At 68.7% G+C, this 23,462-nt stretch carries 20 protein-coding genes and 1 pseudogene; 13 read left to right on the top strand and 8 right to left on the bottom strand.

The window, feature by feature from the left end; genetic code table 11:
- Window positions 1-382: 382 nt before the first annotated feature.
- From AX730_RS19305 to AX730_RS02475, 3 genes and pseudogenes are all read left to right on the top strand, one after another.
- Window positions 383-711, top strand: a pseudogene (locus AX730_RS19305) (hypothetical protein); the annotation flags it as partial.
- Between the two features lie 75 nt (window positions 712-786).
- Window positions 787-2,253, top strand: coding sequence for an ArnT family glycosyltransferase (locus AX730_RS02480; protein WP_062351419.1), 1,467 nt, complete (start codon window positions 787-789; stop codon window positions 2,251-2,253).
- A 64-nt stretch (window positions 2,254-2,317) separates the two neighbouring features.
- The gene (locus AX730_RS02475) at window positions 2,318-2,980 is read left to right on the top strand and encodes a hypothetical protein (protein ID WP_157074060.1); all 663 of its coding nucleotides are present in this window, start codon (window positions 2,318-2,320) and stop codon (window positions 2,978-2,980) included.
- 331 nt (window positions 2,981-3,311) lie between these two features.
- Here the strand turns inward: AX730_RS02475 and AX730_RS02470 are convergent, their stop codons facing one another.
- Window positions 3,312-3,557, bottom strand: coding sequence for a hypothetical protein (locus AX730_RS02470; protein ID WP_062351413.1), 246 nt, complete (start codon window positions 3,555-3,557; stop codon window positions 3,312-3,314).
- 170 nt (window positions 3,558-3,727) lie between these two features.
- Here AX730_RS02470 and AX730_RS02465 point away from each other — a divergent pair, with 170 nt between their 5' ends.
- From AX730_RS02465 to AX730_RS02450, 5 genes are read left to right on the top strand one after another with little or no spacing between them, the layout of a single operon-like run.
- Window positions 3,728-4,984 carry an NnrS family protein gene (locus AX730_RS02465; RefSeq protein ID WP_062351410.1) on the top strand — a complete coding sequence of 419 codons (1,257 nt, stop codon included), beginning with the start codon at window positions 3,728-3,730 and terminating at the stop codon, window positions 4,982-4,984.
- Window positions 4,981-5,391 (top strand): SirB2 family protein, encoded by a 411-nt coding sequence (locus tag AX730_RS02460; protein ID WP_310165143.1) that lies wholly within the window; start codon window positions 4,981-4,983, stop codon window positions 5,389-5,391. Before AX730_RS02465 ends, AX730_RS02460 begins: the two co-directional genes overlap by 4 nt.
- 5 nt (window positions 5,392-5,396) lie before the next feature.
- Window positions 5,397-5,546: a hypothetical protein gene (locus AX730_RS19100; RefSeq protein WP_198146988.1), complete on the top strand. Its 150-nt coding sequence runs from the start codon at window positions 5,397-5,399 to the stop codon at window positions 5,544-5,546.
- Window positions 5,531-5,797 carry a DUF2249 domain-containing protein gene (locus tag AX730_RS19095; RefSeq protein WP_062351408.1) on the top strand — a complete coding sequence of 89 codons (267 nt, stop codon included), beginning with the start codon at window positions 5,531-5,533 and terminating at the stop codon, window positions 5,795-5,797. The genes AX730_RS19100 and AX730_RS19095 overlap by 16 nt, the downstream gene beginning before the upstream one ends.
- Window positions 5,794-7,032, top strand: coding sequence for a hypothetical protein (locus AX730_RS02450; RefSeq protein WP_062351406.1), 1,239 nt, complete (start codon window positions 5,794-5,796; stop codon window positions 7,030-7,032). The genes AX730_RS19095 and AX730_RS02450 overlap by 4 nt, the downstream gene beginning before the upstream one ends.
- A 24-nt stretch (window positions 7,033-7,056) precedes the next feature.
- Here the strand turns inward: AX730_RS02450 and AX730_RS02445 are convergent, their stop codons facing one another.
- Window positions 7,057-9,120, bottom strand: coding sequence for a TonB-dependent copper receptor (locus AX730_RS02445; RefSeq protein ID WP_062351404.1), 2,064 nt, complete (start codon window positions 9,118-9,120; stop codon window positions 7,057-7,059).
- Between the two features lie 214 nt (window positions 9,121-9,334).
- Here AX730_RS02445 and nirK point away from each other — a divergent pair, with 214 nt between their 5' ends.
- The 5 genes from nirK to AX730_RS02420 are packed head-to-tail and all read left to right on the top strand — an operon-like array spanning window position 9,335 to window position 12,537.
- A complete protein-coding gene (gene nirK / locus AX730_RS02440; RefSeq protein ID WP_062351402.1) occupies window positions 9,335-10,387 on the top strand; it encodes a copper-containing nitrite reductase in 1,053 nt (350 codons plus the stop codon).
- A gap of 7 nt (window positions 10,388-10,394) precedes the next feature.
- Window positions 10,395-11,171 (top strand): formylglycine-generating enzyme family protein, encoded by a 777-nt coding sequence (locus AX730_RS02435; RefSeq protein ID WP_062351400.1) that lies wholly within the window; start codon window positions 10,395-10,397, stop codon window positions 11,169-11,171.
- On the top strand, window positions 11,168-11,734 hold the full coding sequence (locus AX730_RS02430; RefSeq protein WP_062351397.1) for an SCO family protein: 567 nt from the start codon (window positions 11,168-11,170) through the stop codon (window positions 11,732-11,734). The genes AX730_RS02435 and AX730_RS02430 overlap by 4 nt, the downstream gene beginning before the upstream one ends.
- Window positions 11,735-11,789: 55 nt before the next feature.
- Window positions 11,790-12,245, top strand: a complete 456-nt coding sequence (gene azu, locus AX730_RS02425; protein WP_062351394.1) for an azurin — start codon at window positions 11,790-11,792, stop codon at window positions 12,243-12,245.
- Window positions 12,246-12,297: 52 nt separating this feature from the next.
- Entirely contained in the window at window positions 12,298-12,537 is a 240-nt protein-coding gene (locus AX730_RS02420) for a hypothetical protein (protein WP_062351392.1), read from the top strand.
- 19 nt (window positions 12,538-12,556) lie between these two features.
- Here the strand turns inward: AX730_RS02420 and AX730_RS02415 are convergent, their stop codons facing one another.
- The 6 genes from AX730_RS02415 to AX730_RS02390 form a co-directional block, all read right to left on the bottom strand.
- The gene (locus AX730_RS02415; protein ID WP_062351390.1) at window positions 12,557-14,119 is read right to left on the bottom strand and encodes a sodium/sugar symporter; all 1,563 of its coding nucleotides are present in this window, start codon (window positions 14,117-14,119) and stop codon (window positions 12,557-12,559) included.
- Window positions 14,120-14,191: 72 nt separating this feature from the next.
- Complete coding sequence (locus AX730_RS02410) at window positions 14,192-16,729, bottom strand: glycoside hydrolase family 3 protein (protein WP_232310156.1); 2,538 nt, start codon at window positions 16,727-16,729, stop codon at window positions 14,192-14,194.
- Between the two features lie 23 nt (window positions 16,730-16,752).
- Complete coding sequence (locus tag AX730_RS02405) at window positions 16,753-18,162, bottom strand: sugar porter family MFS transporter (protein WP_062351385.1); 1,410 nt, start codon at window positions 18,160-18,162, stop codon at window positions 16,753-16,755.
- A gap of 47 nt (window positions 18,163-18,209) precedes the next feature.
- The gene (gene xylA / locus AX730_RS02400; protein WP_062351382.1) at window positions 18,210-19,544 is read right to left on the bottom strand and encodes a xylose isomerase; all 1,335 of its coding nucleotides are present in this window, start codon (window positions 19,542-19,544) and stop codon (window positions 18,210-18,212) included.
- Window positions 19,545-19,588: 44 nt separating this feature from the next.
- On the bottom strand, window positions 19,589-21,082 hold the full coding sequence (gene xylB, locus AX730_RS02395) for a xylulokinase (RefSeq protein WP_062351379.1): 1,494 nt from the start codon (window positions 21,080-21,082) through the stop codon (window positions 19,589-19,591).
- Window positions 21,083-21,095: 13 nt separating this feature from the next.
- Complete coding sequence (locus AX730_RS02390; protein ID WP_062351376.1) at window positions 21,096-23,456, bottom strand: glycoside hydrolase family 95 protein; 2,361 nt, start codon at window positions 23,454-23,456, stop codon at window positions 21,096-21,098.
- Window positions 23,457-23,462: the final 6 nt, after the last annotated feature.

The following is a 23,462-nucleotide window of genomic DNA, read 5'->3' as shown; positions in this document are numbered from 1 at the left end:
TCCCCACCCGGAGAGGGCGGGCCATCTGCTGCGGGTTGCAGCAAGAGAGCCGCGACAGCGGCTCTCTTTTTTCGCGCCCCCCGAAACTTGAGCGCTGTCGTCGGGACAACGCCCCCCATGGAGGCATGGCCCCGATACGGCCGGTACGCGACGGCGTTTACCTCGCCGACCACCCGCTGCCGCCGCACGTCATCCCTGTCGACAACCGTTTGTCTGCAGAAGTGCTGAATGAACGGGCTCAGGGAGTCGCTGCCCCTCTTCCTTCCGGCGATCGGATGCCTCATTGGCGGGCATCGAGACTCGCCGCGCCTATACTGCGGCTCCTGATACGAACCCTTATGGCCGGCCCACGTACGCGTTGATCCCATCGCCTTGGGGTCCGTTCATCGGCGGCGACTGGCCCTCGTTCCTGAGGGTGCCCGGGATGGTGCCGGGCATGAGTCGTCCGAACTGGCATGACAACGCCGTGGCCGGGCGCCTCTTCAGCGTCCTGAAGCAGGAGCGGATCAAGCGGCGGATCCACCCGGCCCGGGCGACGGCCGCTCCGGGCGTGTTCGACGGCATCGAGAGGCTCCACACCCGCTCCGTCGGCATGGTTCCGCCGGCGGGCTGTCACCGGTAGAGTCCGGGAGGCGCCACGCGCAGCGTGGCTACGGACTTCCGCCCGGCCCACCTGGCCCTGCTGCCGTGCAGGGTTGGCTGCGGCATTGAAAGGGCTTCGTCACAATTGCACCGGAGCATCTCCGTATGGAAAACCCTGTCGGCCGCCCCATGCTTCCATCCTTCATGCCACAGCGCACCGGCTGGTACGTCGCCCTCCTGGCGCTGGTGCTCGCGTTCGGCTTCCTTGGCAGCCGCGGCATCTGGGATCCGGACGAAGGCCGCTACACCAACGTCGCCATGAACATGCTGGCGAGTGGCGACTGGCTCACGCCGATGCGCAACCACGAGACCGGCCACTGGACCAAGCCGCCGCTGACATACTGGGCCATCGCCTCCAGCGTCGGAGCGCTGGGTGCAACGCCCTGGGCCGCCCGGTTGCCGGTGGCCCTGTCGTACCTGGCCTGCGTCCTGCTGGCATGGCTGATCGCGCGCCGGCTGGTGCCGGGCCGCGAGGCGGAAGCCGCCATCGTTTACGCCACGATGGGCTTCACCGCCCTCGCATCGAACCTGCTCACCACCGACTACCTGCTGGCAGCGACCGAAACCGCCGCGGTCTGGGCATTCGTCGAAGTACGCTTCGGGAAGCCGGAGCGCCCGCTGCGGTGGGTCGTCCTGATGTGGTTCTTCTTCGGGCTGGCCTTCCTCACCAAAGGGCCACCGGCCCTGCTGCCATTGCTCGCGCTGCTCGTCTTCGACCGCCTGGTGCCAGGGCAGGCCGTGCGTCTCTTCCGCCTGCCGGCGCTGGCCGTGTTCGCGGCGGTGGCATTGCCCTGGTACGCCGCTGTCGCCCTGCGCAACCCGGGGCTGCTGGAATACCTGCTCGCGCACGAGGTGGTCAACCGCGTCGCCACCGACCGGTTCGACCGCAACGGGGAATGGTACGGGTGGCTGTACGTGTACGCACCGGTGTTGCTGCTCGGCACCCTGCCATGGACACGCGCGCTGTTCGGCGCGGTCCGCGCGGGGGGTGCCCGGATACCGATCTGGTTCCGCGACCGTGACGCGCGTACCCGCGACTCGGGCTGGCTGCTGCTGCTGGTGTGGATCGTGCTGCCGCTGCTGGTGTTCTGCATCGCGCGCTCGCGCATGCCGCTTTACCTGCTCCCGCTGTTCGTGCCGCTGGCCCTGCTGGTGGCCATGCAACTGCAGGCGACGCGGCGGTCGCTCCCCGCCATGCACTGGCTGCTGCTCTGGGTGGTGCTGCTGCTGGCATTCAAGTTCGGCACCAGCATCTGGACGACGCACAAGGACGCCAGCGGCTGGGCCGACGCCGTCCGCCAGCGGATGACCCAGCCTGCGGAAGAATTCCTCTTCGTCGATGACATGCCGCGGTTCGGCCTGCACCTTGAACTTGGCTACCCCGTGCAGATCGAACGGCTGTCGCTGGAAGACTCGCCCGCGGACGCCTTCATGTCCGGCCTGGATGGATCCCTCCAGTCCGAACTGCAGGAATGCAAGATGGATCGCCGTCTGTGGATCACCAAGGAACAGAACTGGGCGGCCGTCGCCGCGCGCATCGAAGCGCTGGGCTACACCACGCGCGTGGTAGGCGAGCCCTATCGGCAGCGGGTGATGTTCGAGGTTTTCTAGGCAACGCCCCGACCACCTGCGCCGACGGGACTGTCGCCCGGCATCAGCTCGCAGGCTTCCGCTGGTGTCGGCCATCCTCTCCGCGGCCGTCGCCTTCGTCCACCCGTGCCGGGGGCCGCCACTGGTCTCGCCCCACGGCTTGCCGCATGATTTCCCGATCTTCACAGCCCGGGGAGGGGTCATGTCCGCAGTGGATCAACGCTCTACGTTCGTCACCGTCGTGGCATGGATCTTCATCGTGCTGTCGGGATTCGGCGCGATCATCGGGATCATGCAGAACATCATGGTGCAGACGATCTTCCGCAGCGAAGAGTTCGGCCAAGCCATGCAGACGGCACCATCGCAACCCGGCCTGCCAGCGTTCGCGACCTTCGCGATCGAGAACGTCCAGTGGTTGTTCCTGGCAGTCCTGCTGGTCAACGTGGTCATGCTGGTCGCCTCGATCGGCCTGCTGAAGCGCCGGAACTGGGCCCGCCTCTGCTTCATCGCCCTGATGGTGCTCAGCGTCGTCTGGCAGATCGTGGGGCTTGGCATCCAGGCCAGCCTCTTCTCGACCATTCGCGACCAGTTTGCCGCCGCGGGCGCGCACGGCGCACCCGACATGGGCGTGTTCTTCGTCGTCATCGCCGTGATGAGCGTCGTCTTTGCGCTTGCCTTCGGCGCGCTGTTCGGATGGATCGCATGGAAGCTGATGTCGAAGCCGATCACGGCGGAGTTCGGTCGGTAGCATGCGTGGCCCCGGTGAACGCACGGGACTCAAGCAGGCACGCGGAGTTGGCCGGTCGCCCGGCGTTTCACCGCCCTGCAGGCCACGCATCGTCATGGCCGCGAACGAATTGAAGGAAAAGAGCTGGATCGCCTCCTCAAAGGTGCGCGGCCCGATCCGTTCATGCCTGCGCTGAAGCCCCATCTTCCCCCGCGCGTCCTGGCGCTGGGCGTCGGCTTCCTGGTCGTGGCGGCCTGCTGCGGCCTTCGCCATCCCTGCATCAGCAGGAAGCGCTGAAGGTGTGCGAGGCGATGTGCGCGATGCCTCGCATCCGCCTCCGATCACCCGCTGATCAGTGCGAACACCCGCCGCAGCACTGCCCGGCCTTGTGCCTGCGCGGTTCGGCATCGCCGGCTTCGGCGTGTTCGCCCAGGTCCTTCAGCAGGGCGATCACGCGCTCGGTGGGCAGCGTGGTCATCACCATCAGGCGCCCGGTGCCGGATTCCAGGGTGACGTCGGCTTCCGGGTCCCAGGCGCGCAGCGCCTCGGTCATGGCCTGCAGGCGTTGTTCGGACGTGGGATGGGCAGGGTCGGACATCGGGCTTCCTGTGTTCGTCGTGGTCGGCGCGCGATTGCGCGGATGGCGCGACTGTAGGCGCTCGCCACCCGCCCGGCCTTGACCCGGATCAAGGCCACCACAGGCAACGAATCGTCGCTGACCTGATCCACGTCAAGGCGATGCCACGCGCCCGCGCGCACGCTGGCCGCATGAAGATCGACATCGTCGCCCCGCCCCGCTCCCGCACCGCCGTCCCGTTGCCCGGCCCCTCGCCCGCGTGGCTCGCGCATGCGCCGCACCGGCTGATGTTCTTCATCGGCGCCGGCAACGTGCTGCTGGCGATGCTGTGGTGGACGCTGTGGCTGGTCGCCACGCGCTGGGGCCTGTGGACGATGCCCGAAACACCGGTCTACGCGGGTTGGCTGCATGCGTTCCTGATGCAGTACCTGGTGCTGCCGAGTTTCATCTTCGGCTTCCTGCTGACCGTGTTCCCGCGCTGGATGGGCATGGCCGACCTGAAGCGCTGGCACTACGTGCCGGTCGGGCTGGGCCTGATGGGCGGGCAGCTGGCGATCCTGCTGGGCGTGGCCGGCTGGCCGGCGGGCCTGACGGTCGGCCTGTGGATGGCGCTGGCCGGCTGGACCGCGGCGCTGCTGACACTGGGTCGCCTGCTCGCCGACGACACCGCAAAGACCTGGCACGCGCGCTCGTGCTTCGCCGGCCTGCTGCTGGGTTGGCTGGGGCTGGCGATGTTCATCGCCTTCGCGCTGGGCGCGTCGCCCTCGTGGGCGTTCGCCAGCATCAAGCTGGGCGGCTTCGGCCTGCTGCTGCCGGTCTACGTGACGGTGGCGCACCGCATGTTCCCGTTCTTCGCCGGCAACATGGTGCCGGGCTACGTGCCGTGGCGCTCGCTGCCATGGCTGGGCGCGGTGTGGGCGTTGCTGATGGTGCACCTGGGTCTGGAACTGGTGCATGCCTACGCGTGGTTGTGGCTGGCCGATGCGCCGCTGCTGGTGCTGACCGCGTGGGCGGTGCGTCGCTGGTGGCCGCGCGGGCGCATGCCGGGGCTGCTGGCGGTGCTGTTCATCGGCACGGTGTGGCTGCCGATCACGTTCCTGCTGTACGTCGTGCAGAGCGTGGCGTTCCTGGCGACGGACGACTTCATCCTCGGGCGTGCGCCGATGCATGCGATGTTCGTCGGCTTCTTCGGCAGCCTGCTGGTGGCCATGGTCACGCGGGTGACGCAGGGCCACTCGGGGCGGCCGCTGGCGATGCCGAAGGCGGCGTGGTTCGCGTTCGTCGCCATCCAGGCGGTCGCGGTGATGCGCATCGTGGCCGACCTCGCGCCGGATGCGATGGCGTGGCAGGCCGCGGCGGCCATCGGCTGGCTGCTGGCACTGGCGCCTTGGGTGGGCCGCATCGGTGGCATCTACCTGAGTCCGCGTGCGGACGGGAAGCCGGGATGAGCGCCATGATGACCTTCTATCCCGACATCAAGCTGGTCCACGTGGCGGCGGCGATGACCAGCGGCACGCTGTTCGCGCTGCGTGCGCTCGGCCTGCTCGCCGGCATGCGCTGGCCACGCGCGGCGCTGGTGCGCTACACCAGCTACACCATCGACACCGTGCTGCTGACCGGCGCGATGATGCTGTTGACGATCCTGCCGGCGGGCCTGTTCGCCAACGGTTGGCTGGTGGCGAAGATCGTGTTCGTGGTCGCCTACGTCGGCCTCGGCATCGCGGCGTTCCGGCCCTCGTGGAATGTCGGTGCACGCGCGGGCCTGGTGGCGGCCGCCCTGCTGTGTTTCCTGCAGGTGTACGGCATCGCGCGGGCGCACGATCCCCGGGGCTGGCTGCTGTGGCTGGTCGGCTGATGGACATGGACAGCGCGTTCGACACCGCGATGCTGTCCGAGGCGTTCGGCACGTGTGCGTACTGCGTGCGCGAATCGCTGGATGCAGCGGGCCTCTCGCTCGACTGCAGGCCGTCGCATGGCGACGTGGAGACAGACGCATGGCGCATGCCCTGACCCTGTTGCGCCTGGACCTGCGCGACCTGCCTGCACCGGAACCGATGGAGCGCATCCTCGATTGCCTCGACACCTTGCGCCGCGGCGAGCGGCTGGTGGCGCTGACACCTCGCCCGCCGGTGCCGTTGCTGCCGATCCTCGATGAGGGCGGCTTCGCCTACCACGTGTATGCCGCGGCCACCGGCACCGCCTGCATCGCCATCTGCCACGCCGAGGACCGGGACGCCCTGCATCCGCCGCGCGCGGCATGAGCGGCCTCGCCTTCGCGCAGGCGCCATCGCCGGCGCTGCCGATACGCTTCCTGTCCACGGCACTGGCCTGGGGCATCGTGGCGGGCCTGTGGCTGGCGTGGCACGGCGACGCGGTCGTGCTGTCGCGCTGGACCCCGGCCACGCGGGTGCTGGTGCACATGCTGGCGCTGGGCCTGCTCGGCAACGCGATGCTGGGCAGCCTGGTGCAGTTCCTGCCGGTCGCCGCGGGAAGTCCATTGCCATTCACGCGATGCGCGCCGTGGCTGCATGGCGTGTTCAACGTGGGGCTGGTGGCGTTGCTGGCCACACTGGCATGGCAGGTGCGCGCGCTGGCATGGCCTGCGGGCGGATTGCTCGGCGGATCGCTGGTGGTGTTCGCTGTGCTCGCGCTGGTCGCGGTGGCACGCGGCAACGGCGAGCGCGTGGTCCGTGACGGCATCGGCCTGGCGCTGATCGCGCTGGTGGCCACGACGATCCTCGGGCTGGTGCTGCTCGCCGCGCGCACCGGATGGCGCACGCCCGCGCCGCCAGACCTGGTCGACCTGCATGCCGCGATCGGTGGCATCGGCTGGGTGCTCGGGCTGCTCGCGGCCGTCGGCAGCGTGACGTTGCCGATGCTGCACGGTACGCGTGCGCCGCCACCCGCCGGCGTGCGTGCATGGCAGGTGGCGTTGCTGGCGACGCTGGGGCTGATGCTCGCGTGGCAGGCGGGTGCGCTGCCGCATGCCGTCGTGCGCATGGCGGCGTGGCCGTTCGCGATGTTCGCGCTGGCCGTGTTCCTGCTGCAGGCGCGTGCCCCGCATCGCCGCGATCCGGTGCTGCGCCGCTTCTGGCAGGCGGGCTGCGCATGCCTGCTCGCGGCGAGCGTGCTCATCGCGTGGACCGGTCCATCGCCGATGCGGGTCGGCGCACTCGTCCTCGGTGCCGGCGTGCCGCTGCTGGTGGCCGGCATGGCGCTGGAGATCACCGGCTTCCTCACCTGGATCGCGCTGCGCCAGCGCGTGCCGCGCGGCATCCGCGTGCCGGGCGTGGGCAGCCTGTTCGACGACGCGCACAAGCGGCGCGCCTTCCTGCTGCATGCGATTGCCGGCGCACTCCTGGTGGTCGCGACGCTCGCGCCCGCCGTCGCGCGGCTCGCGGGCGTCGCGCTGGCCCTGGCGTATGCGGTGAGCCTGCACGCGCAGCGGCGATGCTGGCGGCAGGCGTGGACATGGCAGGCCGATGGTTCCGGCTGAGCGCCGGAACCGCAGACCGGCCCGTCAGTAGCGCAGGTTGAGCTTCATCCACGCGGTGCGGCCGGGTTCGCCGATGCGTACCGGATCGGCCGGATAGCCGAAGGCGCTGTTGCCGCCCAGGTTGAGGTGCTCGCTGTAGGCGCGATCGAACAGGTTGTCGATGCCGGCCGTGAGCTGCACGGCATCGCTGAACCGGTAGCCGCCATTGAGCGAGAACACCGCGAAGCCCGCACTCGGCCCGAGGTCGCGGCCGACGATGTTGCCCTGGCTCGTGCTGACGCGATCCTGCGACGCCGCCACGCGCCACAGCGCGCCCCACGTCCACGCACCCTGCTCGCGGCTGGCGGACAGGCGCGCCTCCAGCGGCGGCATCTGCGGCAGTGCGGTGCCCGTGTCGCGCACCTCGCCCCAGGCGTGGGACAGGGCGCCGGAGAGCTTCCAGCCGTCGGCGGGCCGCCAGTCGATGCCGGCCTCGCCGCCGCGGATGCTGGCGTCCACGTTGTGCGCCTGCGTGGTGTTGCCCATCATCCCGCGGCCGTAGTCGAACAGGATGAAGTCCTGCACGCGCCCGGCGTACAGCGAGACCCAGGCATCGACCTTCGTGCCCTTGTACTGCGCGCCGATGTCGAGCTGCGTGGTGCGCTCGGGCTGCACACCGGCGAAGGCGTTCGGCGCGCCGGCCGGACCACGCGTCGGCGAGAACAGTTCCCAGTAGTCGGGCATGCGCTGCGTGTGGCCGATGCCGGCATACGCGCCCCAGCGACCGCCCATGTCGTACTCGTAGCGCACGAAGGCGCTGGGCAGCGTTTCCTCGCGCGTCATGCCGGCCGTGGGATTCGGCATCGGCATCATGCCGCCGGTGCGCACGCGCAGGTCCTCCGCCTTCGCACGGTCCAGGCGCACGCCGCTCATCAGGTGATGCTTGTCGGTGATGTACCAGTGCGACTCGGCGAACGCACCCCAGGTCCGGGTCTTCGCGTCCACCGTCCAGGGCATCGCCAGGTAGGCACCACGACCCGGGGCGCTGCGCATGCTGTGGCGGCTGGCACGCATGTCCAGGCCGGTGGTGACTTCCCAGCGATCCTTCTTCCAGGTCGTCGCCACGCGTCCGCCACGCGCACGGTTGGCCAGGTTGCTGGCCATCGGCATCGGCATGCCGCCAGAGGGATCGGGATTGCGCAGCGTGTAGTTGTCCATGACGTGGTTGACATCGTTCTGGTACACGTTGGCCACCACCGCGTCGAGCACGCCGCCGATGCGCTTCTTCTCGAAGCGCAGGCCCAGGCTGTCGCGCTTGAACTGTGCGCCGTCCATGCCGCGTCCGGCATAGCGCGCCTGCGCGTCGCCGGTGCCGGCGCTGAGTTCCAGTACCGTGTCCTCGTCCGGCGTCCAGCCCAGCGCGGCGTCGGCGTTCCATTTTTTCCAGGCCGACGGCACCACGTCGCCGTTGCCGTCCTTGTAGTCGTCGGCCTCCGAGCGGTTGGCGGACACGCGCGCATAGCCGCGCGGCGTACCGGCACTGATATCCAGCACCTGGTCGTTGCGGTTGCCGCTGCCCACCAGCGCGCTGCCGGAGGCCTGCACGCCGGGCTCGGCGAAGTAGGGGATCTCGCGCTCGAAACGCACCGTGCCCGCGGACGCACCGCCGCCCCACAGCACCGTCTGCGGCCCCTTGATGACGACCAGGCGGTCGTAGGTTTCCGGCGCGATGTAGGACAGCGCATTGTCCATGCGCGATGGGCAGGCACCGCTCATCGCACCATCGTTGGTCAGCAGGTTGATGCGCGAGCCGAACATGCCGCGCAGCACCGGATCGCCGTTGGTGCCGCCGCTGCGCAGCGTGGCGAAGCCGGGGATGGTCTTCAGGTAGTCCGCGCCGTCGCTGGCCGGCACCGGCTGGCGCGGCAGCTTGGGATCGGTGATGAAGGTGGTCGCCATCGTTGGGGCGACGCCAACCACGACGATGCCGTCCAGCGTGGTCGTCGCCATCGTATCGGCCTGCATCGCGGCGTGCGATTCGTCCGCGTGCGCCAGCGGCATGTTCGCGAGTGCGCCCAGCAGGGCCGTGGCCAGCAGATGACGGTTCATGACGCAGCTCCTCGTGTGAGGCGGTCATTCTCGCGACGCACCCCCGGGACACGGATGCGACGGGTTGTCGCACCGCGGGTGGCGCTTGACTTTGGTCAAGCCATCGCGCGAATCCGCGCATCCGCACCCTGCGGATTGATCGAGATCAACGTCGCGCTGCCGTCGCGTTTCCACCATGGCCACACACCCACCGAGAGCCATCGAAGGAAACGCCATGAAACGCCTGCACCACTCCCTGCTCGCCTGCGCCCTCGCCGCGCTGTTCGCCGGCCCCGCCTTCGCCGAGGGCGGCAAGATCACCCCCGCCGGCGAAACCATCCAGGCCGTGCTGACGGCACCGCCGATGGTGCCGCCGCCGATCACGCGCAAGACGCCCGCCCATGTGGTCGTCGATCTGGAAATGATCGAGAAGGACATGCGCATGGCCGACGGCGTGACCTACAACTTCTGGACGTTCGGCGGCACCGTGCCGGGCAGCTTCATCCGCGTGCGCAAGGGCGACACGGTGGAGTTCAAGCTGAAGAACCGCCACGACTCGCACATGTCGCACAACATCGACCTGCATGCCGTCAGCGGCCAGGGCGGTGGCGCCGAAGCCACGTTCACCCTGCCGGGCCGTGAAACGCAGTTCTCGTTCAAGGCGCTGAATCCCGGCCTGTACATCTACCACTGTGCGATGGCACCGGTCGGCATGCACATCGCCAACGGCATGTACGGCCTGATCCTGGTGGAACCCGAAGAAGGCCTGCCGCCGGTCGACAAGGAGTTCTATGTGGTGCAGGGCGACTTCTACACCGAAGGCGCGTACGGCGAGCCGGGCCTGCAGCCCTTCAGCCTGGAAAAGGCCATCGACGAACATCCGACCTACGTGGTGTTCAACGGCTCGGTCGATGCGCTGCAGGGCGACAACGCGCTGACGGCCAAGGCGGGCGAGACGATCCGCATGTTCGTCGGCAACGGCGGCCCGAACCTGGTCTCCAGCTTCCACGTGATCGGCGAGATCTTCGACAAGGTCTGGACCGAGGGCGGCAGCAAGTACCAGGAGAACGTGCAGACCACGCTGATCCCGGCCGGCGGTTCGGCCATGGTCGAGTTCAAGGCGGACGTGCCCGGCAATTTCGTGCTGGTCGACCACAGCATCTTCCGCACGTTCCACAAGGGCTCGCTCGGCATCCTCAAGGTCGAGGGCGCGAAGAACCCGGACATCTACACCGGCCAGCAGCACGACATCGCGTATCCGGAAGCCAAGCCGGCCGCCGGGAAGTGAGGGACGGATGACACGGTCGCCGCTCCCGATCGCACTGCTGCTCGCGCTGTCGCCGGCCGTCGCGGCCGCTGGCGATGCCGGCAACGCGTACCGGCCGGTCGAGGGCGGCGACTTCCGTTCTTCCGTGCGTTTCGAAGAGGCCACCCGCGTGGTGCGGGTGGCCTCGTTCTGGCTGATGGAGAAGCCCGTCAGCAACCGCGATTTTTCCGCTTTCCTCGCCCGCCAGCCGCACTGGCGCCGCGACCGCATTCCCGCGGTGTTCGCCAGCCCGGGCTACCTGGGCCACTGGGCCAGTGCCGACGCGCCCGGCGACGACGTCGACCCCGACGCCCCGGTCGTGCACGTGAACTGGTACGCCGCCGATGCCTATTGCCGCGCGCAGCAGGCGCGCCTGCCGCGCTTCGTCGAATGGGAATACGCCGCCGCGGCCGATCCCACGCGACGCGATGCGCGCCGCGACGCGGCGTGGCGGATGCGCCAGGTCAACGATGGCACCCCGCATGCGCTCGATGCCGCGCCCGCCGCGCCGGCGAACGCGTACGGCATCCGCGGCCTGCATGGCGCGCACTGGGAATGGAGCGAGGACGTCGCCTCGCTGCTCGGCGACGGCGACCGCCGCGGCCAGCAGGATGGCGAGGCCCTGCGCTACTGCGGCGCCACGGCCATGAACTTCAACGATCCCGGCGACTACGGCGTGGTCAAGCGCTTCGTCCTGCTGTCCGCACTGAAGCCCGGGGCCACCCTGGGCAACCTCGGCTTTCGCTGTGCAAGGAGTACACCATGAAGGTCCCTTCGCTGTTCCTCTCCGTTCTGCTGGCATGCGTGCCGCCCCTGCACGCGCAGTCGTTGCCCGGCGATTCGGTCTACCACCTGCAGGCGGCCACGCAGGATGCCGATGGCCAGCCCGTCGCCTGGTCGTCGCTGCACGGCCAGGCGCGCGTGGTGTCGATGTTCTATACGAACTGCCATCTGATGTGCCCGCTGATCCTGGAGAACGCCAAGAGCGTGCAGCAGCAGCTGACGCCGGACGAGCGCCGGCGCCTGGGCATGGTGATGGTCAGCCTGGACCCCGCCCGCGATACCCCCGCCACGATGCGCGAAGTAGCGCAGCGCCACCGCGTGCCGGATGGCTGGCAGCTCCTGACCCCTGCCGGCAACGACGTGCGCGCGATCGCCAGCGTGCTGGACGTGCGCTACCGCTTCCGCGAGGACGGCAGCATCAACCACACCAGCGTGCTGGTGCTGCTGGATGCCGAGGGCCGGGTCCGCGCCCGCAGCGAGGTGAACGGCGTGGCGGCCGATCCCGCCTTCCTGATCCAGATCAAGGCGCTGCTCGCCGCGCCGTGATGACATGCCACCCACACCCCTCCCTCGCTCGATCTTTCTTCCAAGGAGTTCCACCATGAAGCTCTCCCGTACGTTCGCCACCATCGCCCTGCTCAGCGCTGCCGGCATGGCCCAGGCCGCCGGCAACTGCACCGTCACCCTGAAGGGCGACGACGCCATGAAGTTCGACCTGAAGACCGCCACGGTCTCGGCCAGCTGCCCCACCATCACCATCGAGCTGATCCACGCGGGCAAGCTGCCGGTTACCGCGATGGGCCACAACGTGGTGGTGTCGAAGACCGCCGACCTCGCAGGCATCGCGCGCGACGGCATGAAGGCCGGTGCGGCCGGCGCCTACGTGCAGGCCAACGATGCGCGCGTGATCGCGCACACCTCGCTGATCGGCGGCGGCCAGAAGACCAGGATCACCTTCCCCGGCAAGAAGCTCACCGCCGGCGGCGACTACAGCTTCTTCTGCAGCTTCCCCGGCCACTCCACCCTGATGAAGGGCACGCTGGTCGTCACCAAGTAAGCACCCACGCTGCGCCGCCTACGGGCGGTGCAGCGCGTTCCGGAGCCCGGTCATGGAATACGTCATCCGCCTGGACGATGTGACGGCCGACCTCGCCGACATCGAGCGGCACCTGGTCGACCTCGATCCCGCCGTGGTCGTGGATCTCGACGCCACGTCGGGATGCCTGCGCTGTTCCACCAGCGCCCTCGCCGTGGACCTGATGCTCGCGCTCGCCGACGCTGGTCATCTCGTGGCGCCTGAAGCCATCCAGCGCCTGCCGTCGGTGTGTTGCGGAGGATGCGGCGGCTGATGTCTCCGTCAGCCGCGCCTCACCAGAACAGCGTGTAGAGCGCCACCAGGATGCCCAGCACGGCGATGCCGCCGATGTTGAACGACGTGCCGGTGCGGTAGTCCACGTCGTCGGTGCGGATCACGTCCTTCTCCGGCGCGTGCGGCGTGGCCAGTGACACGACGACCGCCAGCACCAGCGCCAACAGGAACACCAGGCCGACGCGGTCGATGAAGGGCAGCGCCGGCCAGGCCAGCTTCAGCACGATCGACAGCACGAACGAACCGATCGCGGCGGCCAGCGCACCGGCCTCGTTGGCGCGTTTCCAGAACAGGCCGAGCATGAAGATCACCACGATGCCCGGGGTGAAGAAGCCGGTGTATTCCTGGATGTACTGGAACGCCTGGTCGAAGCTGCCCAGCAGCGGCTTGGCGGCGAGGATGCCGAGCACCACGGTGACCACGGCCGCGATGCGGCCCACGCGCACGAGGTTCGCCTCGCTGTGCTGGCGCTTGCCCTTGGCGTAGAAGTCGAGGGTGAAGATGGTCGCCACCGAATTGATCTTCGACGCCAGCGACGCGACGATCGCCGCCACCAATGCGGCGAACACCAGGCCGAGGATGCCGGTGGGTAGCAGCCGCATCATCGTCGGATAGGCCTGATCGGGCTTGTCCAGACCCGGCGCCAGCATCACCGCGGCGATGCCCGGCAGCACCACGATCACCGGCATCAGCAGCTTGAGGAAGGCGGCGAACAGCACGCCCTTCTGCGCTTCGCCGATGTCCTTCGCGGCGAGCGCGCGCTGGATGATGTACTGGTTGAAGCCCCAGTAGCTGATGTTCATGATCCACATGCCGCCGATCAGCACACTGAGGCCCGGCAGGTCCTTGTAGAACGGGTTGTCCTGGTCGAGGATCATCTCGAAGTGGCCTGGCTGCGTGTCCCACAACCGCTGGAAGCCGGCGACGACACCGGCGCCCTCGCCGAGTTCGTTGAGCGTCAGGCCCGCGACCAGCAGGCCGCCCAGCACCAGCAGCGAGACCTGCACGATGTCGGTCAGCGCGACCGCCTTCAGCCCGCCGTACAGCTGGTACAGCAGCGCGAACACGCCGATCAGCACCACGGCCAGCATCTGGTCCATGCCGGTGACCTGCGACACCGCGATGGCGCCCAGCCACAGGATGGAGGTGACGTTGACGAACACGTACAGGCCCAGCCAGAACACGGCCATCAGCGTGCGGATGCGGGTGCCGTACCGCTGCTCGAGGAACTGCGGCATCGTGTAGATGCCGTTGCGCAGGAACACCGGCAGGAACCACTTGCCGACGATCAGCAGCGTGGCCGCCGCCATCCATTCGTAGGACGCGATGGCCAGGCCGATGGCATAGCCGGAGCCCGACATGCCGATGATCTGTTCGGCGGAGATGTTGGCGGCGATCAGCGACGCACCGATCGCCCACCACGGCAGCGACTTGCTGGCGAGGAAGTAGTCCTTCGCGTCCTTGGCATGCCCCGCCTTCTCGCGCGACACCCATTGCGCCAGCACGAAGATGGCGGCCAGGTAGGCCACCACGATGCCGATATCCAGTCCCGACAGTGTCATCGCGCTCCCCTTCCCCGGTTCGATACTTCCACCGCAGTCCCCGGGCGCCTGCGCACCCGGGATGTCGCGGCGTCAGCGGGCGCAGTCGACCGTCTGTTCCGCCTGGTCCAGCGCACCCAGTGCGACGCGCGATACCGAGATCGTCATCGCCCCCGCCGTGCCGACGGACCACGGACGGTCCAGCTTCGCGACATCGGCACCGGCCTTGGCCAGGCACTTCAGCGGCACGCCGACGCGCGTCCACTGGCCGACCGGCAGCTTGGCCAACGTCGGCGCGAGTGCGACGCGCGCCGTGCAGCCGGTGCCGCAGCCGACCGACAGCCAGGCATCGGCGGTCGGTGCGGCATCGACACGCAACGTGGTCAGCAGCATCACGTCGCCGTTGCTCTCGCGCTGCAGGTCCAGCGCCGTGTGCGACTGCAACGCCGCAGTCGCTTCGCCCTTGCCGGACCACGCGAGACGACGTCCGTCTTCCTGCGCCTGGTGATCCACGCCGGTGACCTTCAACAGGTCGCCATCCAGCGCTTCCGGGACCTTGGTGACCGTCACGCCCTGGCCATCCGCGGTCTCGAGTCGCAACGCCATGCCGGAACCGGCATCGCCGCGCGCGAAGAACACGCCGGTCGCACCTTCGTCACCGGTCACGCCGGAGTCTTCCGGCAGCGCGGCCAGATCGCCCTTGTCGGCGTAGGTCAGGCCGAAACCGAACGCGAACAGCGGGTCGTAACCGTCCTGCCCCACGTTGTTGGCGTACTGCACGGCGGTGCGCGGCCAGCTGAAGCTGAGCTTGCCCGTGAAGTCGTGCTGCACGCCGCCATCGGCCTTGCGCAGCAGCACGTCGGCGATGCCCGCGCCTTCCGAGCCCGGCAGCCAGGCCGCCACGAACGCGTCGGACGCATTGATCTCGCGGTTCATCCACAGCGGACGACCGCTCAGGAACACCGCGACCACCGGGATGCCGTCAGCCTTCAGGCGCTTGAGCAGTGCCAGGTCGGCCTCGTCGCCCGGCTTGTACTGCAGCGTCTGCAGGTCACCCTGGAACTCGGCATACGGGTTTTCGCCGAACACGACCACCGCGACGTCCGGCTTCTGCGCGTACTTGCCGTCGACGGACAGGATCGCTTCGCCGCCGGCCGCCTTGGCCTGCTGCGCGATGCCTTCGTAGATCGAGTCGGCGTTGGGGAAGTCCTTGCGCGTGGTGCCGGTGCCCTGCCAGTTGAGCGTCCAGCCGCCGGCCTGCTTGCCGACATCGTTCGCGCCGTCACCGGCCACGAGGATGCGCTGCTTCGGCGACAGCGGCAGCACGCCGCCCTGGTTCTTCAGCAGCACCAGCGATTCGCGCACGGCCTGGCGCGCGACGGCGCGATGCTCGGGCGAACCGAGCAGCGCGAACTGCCCGCCCACCGCGCGCGAGGACGGCTTGCCCGCTTCGAACAGGCCCAGGCGGATCTTCACCCGCAGGATCCGGCGCACCGCATCGTCCAGCCGTTCCTGGCTGATGGTGCCGGCCTTCACCGCCGCCAGCGTGGTCTCGTAGAAGCCCTTCCAGCTGTCCGAGGCCATCGCCATGTCGAGGCCGGCATTGATCGTCGCCGGACAGTCGGTGTTCGTGCAGCCCTTCACCTGGCCGTGGCCGTTCCAGTCGCCGACCACGAAGCCGCCGAAGTCCATGCGGCCCTTCAGCGCATCGGTGAGGTACGGCTTGTGGCCATGCATCTTCTCGCCGTTGACGCTGTTGAACGAGGCCATCGCCGTCTGTGCGCCGGCCGCGATCGCCGGCGGATAGCCGGCGGCGTGGATGCGCACCAGATCGGCCTCGCTGATCTTCGTATCGCCCTGGTCCTTGCCGTTGGTGGTGCCGCCGTCGCCGAGGAAATGCTTGACCGACGCGATCACGTGGCGGCCGTCGAGGAACTCCGGCGACCCGACCTTGCCCTGCAGGCCTTCGACCACGGCCACCGAGTAGCTCGCCACGACCTCCGGCGATTCGGAATAGCCTTCGTAGGTGCGGCCCCAGCGGTCGTCCTGCGGCACCGCCACGGTCGGCGCGAACGTCCATTCCATGCCGGTGGTGCGCGTCTCCAGCGCGGTGATCTCGCCGATCCGGCGCACGAGCTCCGGATTGCGCGCCGCGCCCAGGCCGATGTTGTGCGGGAACAGCGTGGCGCCGACGATGTTGCTCTGCCCGTGCACGGCGTCGATGCCGAAGACGATCGGGATGGCCTTGCCGCCCTGCGAGGTGTCCATCGACGCTTCGTAGAACGCATCGGCCAGCGCCAGCCATTCGGCCGGCGACGCGTCATAGCGGCCGCCGGGATCGGAGTTGCCGCCGGCGAGGATCGAACCCAGCCGGTACTTGCGCACGTCGTCCGGCGTGATGCTGGCGATGTCGCCCTGCACCAGCTGGCCGACCTTCTCCTCCACCGTCATCGTGGCCATCAGGTCGGTGATGCGCTTTTCCAGAGCGGCATCCTCGGCCAGCGGCCAGGCGACCTGCGGCCACGCGTTGGCATCGGCCGCCGCTGCGGGCGCCGCGGCCTTGTCGTCGCCCTTGCAGGCACCGAGCGCGATCACCAGCGCTGCGATCAGGACGCCGCTACGGGCGCGCATGGGATTCCGGTTCATCATCGTCTTCATCCTTCCATCTGCTCCAGTTCCTTGCCCTTGGTCTCGTGCACGTACTTCAACACGAAGAAGACCGAGATGATCGCCGAAACGAGGTAGATGCTGTAGGTCGCCGCCAGCCCGATGGCCGCCAGCAGGATCGGGAAGCTCACCGTGATGGCGAAATTGGACGTCCATTGCGCCGCGCCGGCCACCGCCAGCGCCGAGCCACGGATCTGGTTGGGGAACATCTCGCCCAGCATCACCCACATCACCGGGCCCCACGAGATGTTGAAGAACACCACGTACGCATTGGCCGCCACCAGCGCCAGCGTGCCCATGCCCTCCGGCAGCTGCAGGTGGCCGTCGACCAGCGAGCCGCTGGCGAACGCCACCACCACCAGCGCCAGCGAGACCGCCATGCCGGCGGAGCCGATCCACAGCAGCGGCTTGCGGCCGATGCGGTCGATCAGCAGGACGGTGACGATGCAGGCGCCGATGCTGAGCGCACCGGACAGCACGTTGATCGCCAGCGCGTCGTTCTCGGAGAAGCCCACGGCCTGCCACAGCACCGCGCCGTAGTAGAACACCACGTTGATGCCGACCAGCTGCTGGAACGTGGCCAGGCCGATGCCGACCCAGACGATGGGGCGCAACTTGCCGGTCGCCTTGTTCTTCAGGTCCGACAGCCGCGGGCGATGGTGGTCGGTCGACAGCGACGCATCGATCTCGGCCAACTTCGCCTGCGCCTCGGCGCCACCGAACAGCCGCGTCAGCACGCGCAAGGCCTCGTCCTTGCGGCGCTTCACCACCAGGTAGCGCGGACTTTCGGGAATGACCAGCAGCAGCGCGAGGAAGACCAGCGACGGCACCGCCTGCATCCAGAACATCCAGCGCCACGCCGCATGCCCACCCCACAGCGCTTCGGTCGACGCGCCGGCCTTGGCGGCCAGCAGGTAGTTGGACAGGAACGCTGCGGTGAGGCCGCTGATGATGGCGATCTGCTGCACCGTGGCCAGGCGGCCGCGGTAGCGTGCCGGCGCGACCTCGGCGATGTACGCCGGCGAGATCACGCTCGCCGCGCCGACCGCAAAGCCGCCGATCACGCGCGCGATGACGAAGACGACCGATGACGTGGCCGCACCCGCGCCGATCGCCGACAGCAGGAACAGCACCGCCGAGATGATCAGCACGTTGCGGCGACCGAGGCTGTCGGCCAGCCGGCCGGCACTGAAGGCACCGACCGCGCAGCCCAGCAGCATCGACGCGACCTCGAAGCCGAGGCCGGCCTTGGTGGAACCGAACGCCTGCTGCAGGCCATCGACGGTGCCGTTGATGACGCCGCTGTCGAAGCCGAACAGGAATCCGCCGATCGTCGCCACCACGCTGATCAACACGATCAGCCGGGTGTTCTCGCCGCCCGTCATTGCCTGGCTCATTGCCTTCCCCTTCCTCGAACTGGTGGTATCGATGCGATCCGCTGTGCTCAGCGCAGCAGGTACTGGTTGAGCAGGTTCTCATAACGCTCCTGCTTGCCGCTGACCTGCATCGGTTCGCCCAGCGTGGCGGCCAGTGTCGCCAGATCGGCCAGACCGAGCCCGCCGGTCTCGAACTCCTTGCCCTTGCCGGTATCGAAGCTGGCGTAGCGCTCGCGGCGCCACTGTTCCCACGGCGATTCCGTCAGCAGCGCATGCGCGACTTCCAGCCCGCGTGCGAACGCATCCATGCCGCCGATGTGGGCGATGAACAGGTCCTCCAGGTCGGTGGATTCGCGACGCACCTTGGCATCGAAATTCAGTCCTCCTTCCAGTCCGCCCTGGCGCAGCACGACGAGCATCGCGCCGACGGTGTCGTACAGGTCGGTCGGGAACTGGTCGGTGTCCCAACCGTTCTGCGCATTGCCGCGGTTGGCGTCGATGCTGCCCAGCAGCCCGTGGTCGGACGCGACCTGCAGGTCGTGCTCGAAGGTGTGGCCCGACAGCGTGGCATGATTGGCCTCGATGTTGAGCTTGAAGTCCTGCTCCAGCCCGTGTTCCTTCAGGAAGCCGGCGACGGTGGCGCTGTCGAAGTCGTACTGGTGCTTCATCGGCTCCATCGGCTTTGGCTCGATCAGGAAATTGCCCTTCAGCCCGATGCTGCGACCGTAGTCGCGCGCCATCGTCAGGAAGCGGGCGAAGTGGTCGACTTCGCGCTTCATCTGCGTATTGAGCAGCGAGGCATAGCCTTCGCGGCCACCCCAGAACACGTAATGCTCGCCGCCCAGTTCGACGGTGGCCTCCAGCGCCGCCTTCACCTGCACCGCCGCACGCGCGACGACGGCGAAATCGGGGTTGGTCGACGCACCGTTCATGTAGCGCGGATGCGAGAACAGGTTGGTCGTGCCCCACAGCAGCTTCATGCCGGTGGCATCCTGGCGTGCCTTGGCCAGCGCGACCATGTGCTTCAGGTTCTTCTGGTACTGCCCGATGTCGTCGGCGTCGGGCGCCAGGTCGATGTCGTGAAAGCACCAGTACGGCACGCCCAGCTTGGTGAAGAACTCGAACGCCGCATCGACCTTCGCTTCCGCCGTCGCCATCGGCGTGCCGGCCTCCCACGGAAAGTGGCGCGTGCCCGGGCCGAACGGATCGTGGCCGGCATTGCAGAACGTGTGCCAGTAGCAGACCGCGAAGCGCAGGTGCTCCTGCATCGTCTTGCCGCCGATGGTCTTGTTCGCGTCATAGACCTTGAACGCCAGGGGATTGTCCGAGCCGCGCCCCTCGAACGGGATGCGGCCGATGCCGGGGAAGTATTCCTGGGCGCCGATGAAAGGCTGGGTGCTCATGGTGCGGTGTTCCTGTGGTTGTGCGAGGTGTCGCGTGGGGGACGTCAGCCGCGTTGCAGCGGCGTGAGGGCATCGAGATGGCGGAGGAAGCGGTCGTAGGCGGCCGCATAGGCCCGGGTGCGGGCGGCGACCGGCGACGCGGACAGGGCGGGATCGAGCGCGACATGCATCCGCGCGATATCGGCGATCGATGCCGTTTCGCCGCGCGCACGGCCGGTCGCCCACAGCGCCTGCAATGCCGCACCGAACGCGGCGCCTTCGGACTGCGCGGGCACGTCGACCGGCAGGCCGAACACGTCGGCCACCAGTTGCCGCCAGGCCGCGCTGTTGCTGCCGCCGCCGGTCAGCACGATGCGGTCGAAGCGCATGCCGGCGCGCACGAAGGCATCGAAGCCGTACTTCAAGCTGTAGGTCGCGCCTTCCATCGCGGCGCGGTAGACGTGCGCCGGCGTCATGTTGGTCGTGTCCAGCCCGGCCAGCACGCCCTTGCCCAGCGGCAGGTCGGGCGTGCGCTCGCCGTTGAGGAACGGCAGCATCACCAGGCCGTCCGCGCCCGGTGGCGTGGCGTGCAGGTGCGCATCGCCCTCGCGCGTGCTGAAGCCGAACGCCTTCGCCACCTGCTCCGTCGCCACGGTGCAATTCATCGTGCAGATCAGCGGCAGCCAGCCGCCGGTGGACGAACAGAACGCGGCCCACGCACCGGTCGGATCGACGACGGGCGTGTCGGAGTAGGCGAACAGCGTGCCCGAGGTACCCAGGCTCATCGCCAGCCGGCCTTCTTCCACGCAACCGGTACCGATGGCGGCCATCATGTTGTCGCCGCCGCCGACGGCGACCTTCACCGTGGCCGGCAGACCGAGTTGCGTCGCCATGGCGGGATCGATGTCGAACAGCGCGTCCGGCACAGCGATCGGCGGCAGGCAGCCGGCAAGGTCACGGTCGGGATCGGTCGCGCGCAACAGCTCCTTCGACCACGAGCGCGTACGCACGTCGAGCCAGCCCGTGCCGGAGGCATCTCCCCACTCGCAGAAGCGTTGGCCGGTGAGGACGAAGTTGAGGTAGTCGTGCGGCAGCAGGATGGTCGCCAGCCGCGCGTAGGCGTCGGGCCGGTGCGTCTTCGTCCACGGCAGCTTCGAGGCGGTGTAGCCGGCCAGGATCGGGTTGCCGGCGAGTGCGATGGTGCGTGCTGCACCGCCCGCGGCCTCCATGATCTGCCCGCACTCGGCCGACGTGCTGGTATCGCACCACAGCTTGGCCGGTGCCAATACCTCGCCGTCCGCATCCACCGGTACGAAGCCGTGCTGCTGGCCCGATACCGCCAGCGCAACGACGCCTGCGCGCACGGCGGGATCGATACGGTCGAAGCAGGTCCGCATGGCGGCAACCCAGTCGGCCGGATGCTGCTCGCGGCTGCCGTCGTCGCCACTGGCCAGATCGAGCGGCGCGCTGGCCGTCGCCACGAGCGTACGCGTGGCCGGGTCGTAGACCACCACCTTCAGGCTTTGCGTGCCTGCGTCGATGCCGGCGACAAGACTCATGCCGTTTCCGTTTTCATGCGTGTACCAGCGCGCCAGCGCGCAGTCGTGCCGTGGCGGATGCGCCTGCGGCCAGTTCTAGATCGAGCGTGCGGCCGGCATGCACCAGCTGGTAGCGGCCGCCCTTTTCCGAGTGCAGCGTCGCCTGCGCAAGGCGCCCGCCCTTCCACGAAAGGTCGAGGCGGGCCGCATTGCGTATGCGGATGCCTTCCAGTTCGCCATCGCGCCATGACGACGGCAGCGCGGGCAGCAGGAAGACCGATCCACCCCAGCTCTGCACCAGCATCTCGACGATGCCGGCCGCGCCACCGAAGTTGCCGTCGATCTGGAACGGCGGATGCGCGTCGAACAGGTTCGGGTAGCTGCGCTGCGGCGACAGCAGCATGCGCAGGATCTTCAGGCTGTGCTCGCCGTCCCACAGGCGCGCCCAGAAGTTCAGCCGCCACGCGATGCCCCAGCCAGTGGCGTCGTCGCCGCGGATCTCCAGCGTGCGCCTGGCGGCGCGGGCAAGATCGGGCGTGTCGCGCAGGTTGATCTGCGCACTGGGATGCAGGCCGTACAGGTGCGAGATGTGCCGGTGATGGATTTCCGGCGCCTGCATGTCCCAGTCCTGCTGCCATTCCTGCAGCTGCCCCGCCTTGCCGATGCGGTTGGGCGGCAGCTGCTCGCGCAGCATTGCCAGCTCGCCGGCGAACGTGGTGTCCACCTGGAGTATCCCGGCCGCTTCGATGCATTGGCCGAACAGGTCGCGCAGGATCTGCGCGTCCATCGTCGGGCCGGCGCAGAGCGTGGTGCCGAACGGATGCACGTTCTCCGGCGAGAGCGACGGCACCGTGACCATGGCGCCGGTTCCGGGATCGCGTTGCAGCGTGGCGGCGAAGAAGGCCGCCGCACCACGCAGCCATGGCCACAGGCGGCGCAGGTCGGCGGGATCGCGGCCGTAGTCCCAGCGGTCCCACAGTTGCTGCAGCAACCAGGCGCCGCCCATCGGCCACAGGCCCCATTGCGCACCGTCGATCGGACCGGTCTGGCGCCACAGGTCGGTGTTGTGGTGCACCACCCAGCCCGGCGCGCCGTACATCTCGCGCGCCATGCGCGCACCGGTGTCCGCCAGATCGCCGATCATGCGTTCGAGCGGTTCGACGCATTCCGCCAGCGCATTGGCCTCTGCCGGCCAGTAGTTCATCTCGGTGTTGACGTTGATGGTGTACTTGCTCTCCCACGGCGGATCCATCAGGTCGTTCCAGATGCCCTGCAGGTTGGCGGGCTGGCTGCCCGGCCGTGAGCTGCAGATCAGCAGGTAGCGCCCGTAAGCGTGGTACAGCGACACCAGTGCGGGATCGTCGCCCTGCGCGAAGGCCGCGATGCGTTCGTCGGTCGGCAGGTCGGCGGCGGCCGTGCGGCCGAGGTCCAGGCGGACGCGGCGGAACAGGCGACGGTGCTCGGCGAGATGATCGGCCTGCAGCGCAGCGAACGACTTCCCCCGGGAACCGGCCAGGTGGCGGGCCGTGATGGCCTCAGGGTCGCCACCGACATCGTCGTAGCGCACGTAGCTGGTCGCGGCGACCAGCCGCAGCTCCAGTTCGCGCACGCCATCGAACACGATCTGGTCCTGCTCGACGCGCATCCAGCCACCCTGGTGGCGGACCTGCACGCGGAACGCGAACCGGAGACGGCCCGCGATGCCATGCTTGTCGACGTTGCGTCCACTGACGAGCCAGCCGTCGCCGTCGACGCGCGTGGTGGTCGCGTGTTCGTTGGCGGTACGGATGCGGCCGACCATCGCTTCGCCGCCCTCGACCGTGCAGCGCATGACAAGGCACTGGTCGACCGGCGACACGAACATCTCGCGCCTGTGCGTGCCGGCGCCGACGCGGAACGTGGTGCTGGCGATGGCCGCATCGAGATCCAGCCCGCGTACGTAGTCGGACACGCCATCCAGCCGGTCGAACTGCAGCCACAGGTTGCCCAGCGGCTGGAACGGCATCTGCTTCAGCGGTTCCGCCATCAGCGTGGCGTTGGCCAGCGCCTCGGCCTCGGCGTAGCGGCCGGCGAACACCGCTTCTCGCACGCGCGGCAGGTGCTCCTTCGCCCCGGGATTGATCGCGAAGTGCGGTCCCCCGGCGTACAGCGTGTCCTCGTTGAGCTGCAACCGCTCCAGCGCCACGCCCCCGAACACCATCGCACCGAGCCGGCCGTTGCCGACCGGCAATGCCTCCACCCACACCCGTGCGGGCTGGCGGTACCACAACGTCATGTCGGCACCCGGCACGGCAACGCCGGCACCGGAGGACGCCGCACCGTGCGCGCGCGGGATCGCGGCGGTGGCCAGTCCGCCCGCCGTCGCTTTCAGCACCTCACGTCGGTTCATCGCCATCGGCCG

It is taken from the genome of Pseudoxanthomonas mexicana, from assembly GCF_001556105.1.
Lineage (GTDB): Bacteria > Pseudomonadota > Gammaproteobacteria > Xanthomonadales > Xanthomonadaceae > Pseudoxanthomonas_A > Pseudoxanthomonas_A mexicana_A.
Note: the sequence above shows the minus strand (reverse complement) of the source record. Positions and strands in the feature narration are given on the sequence as shown.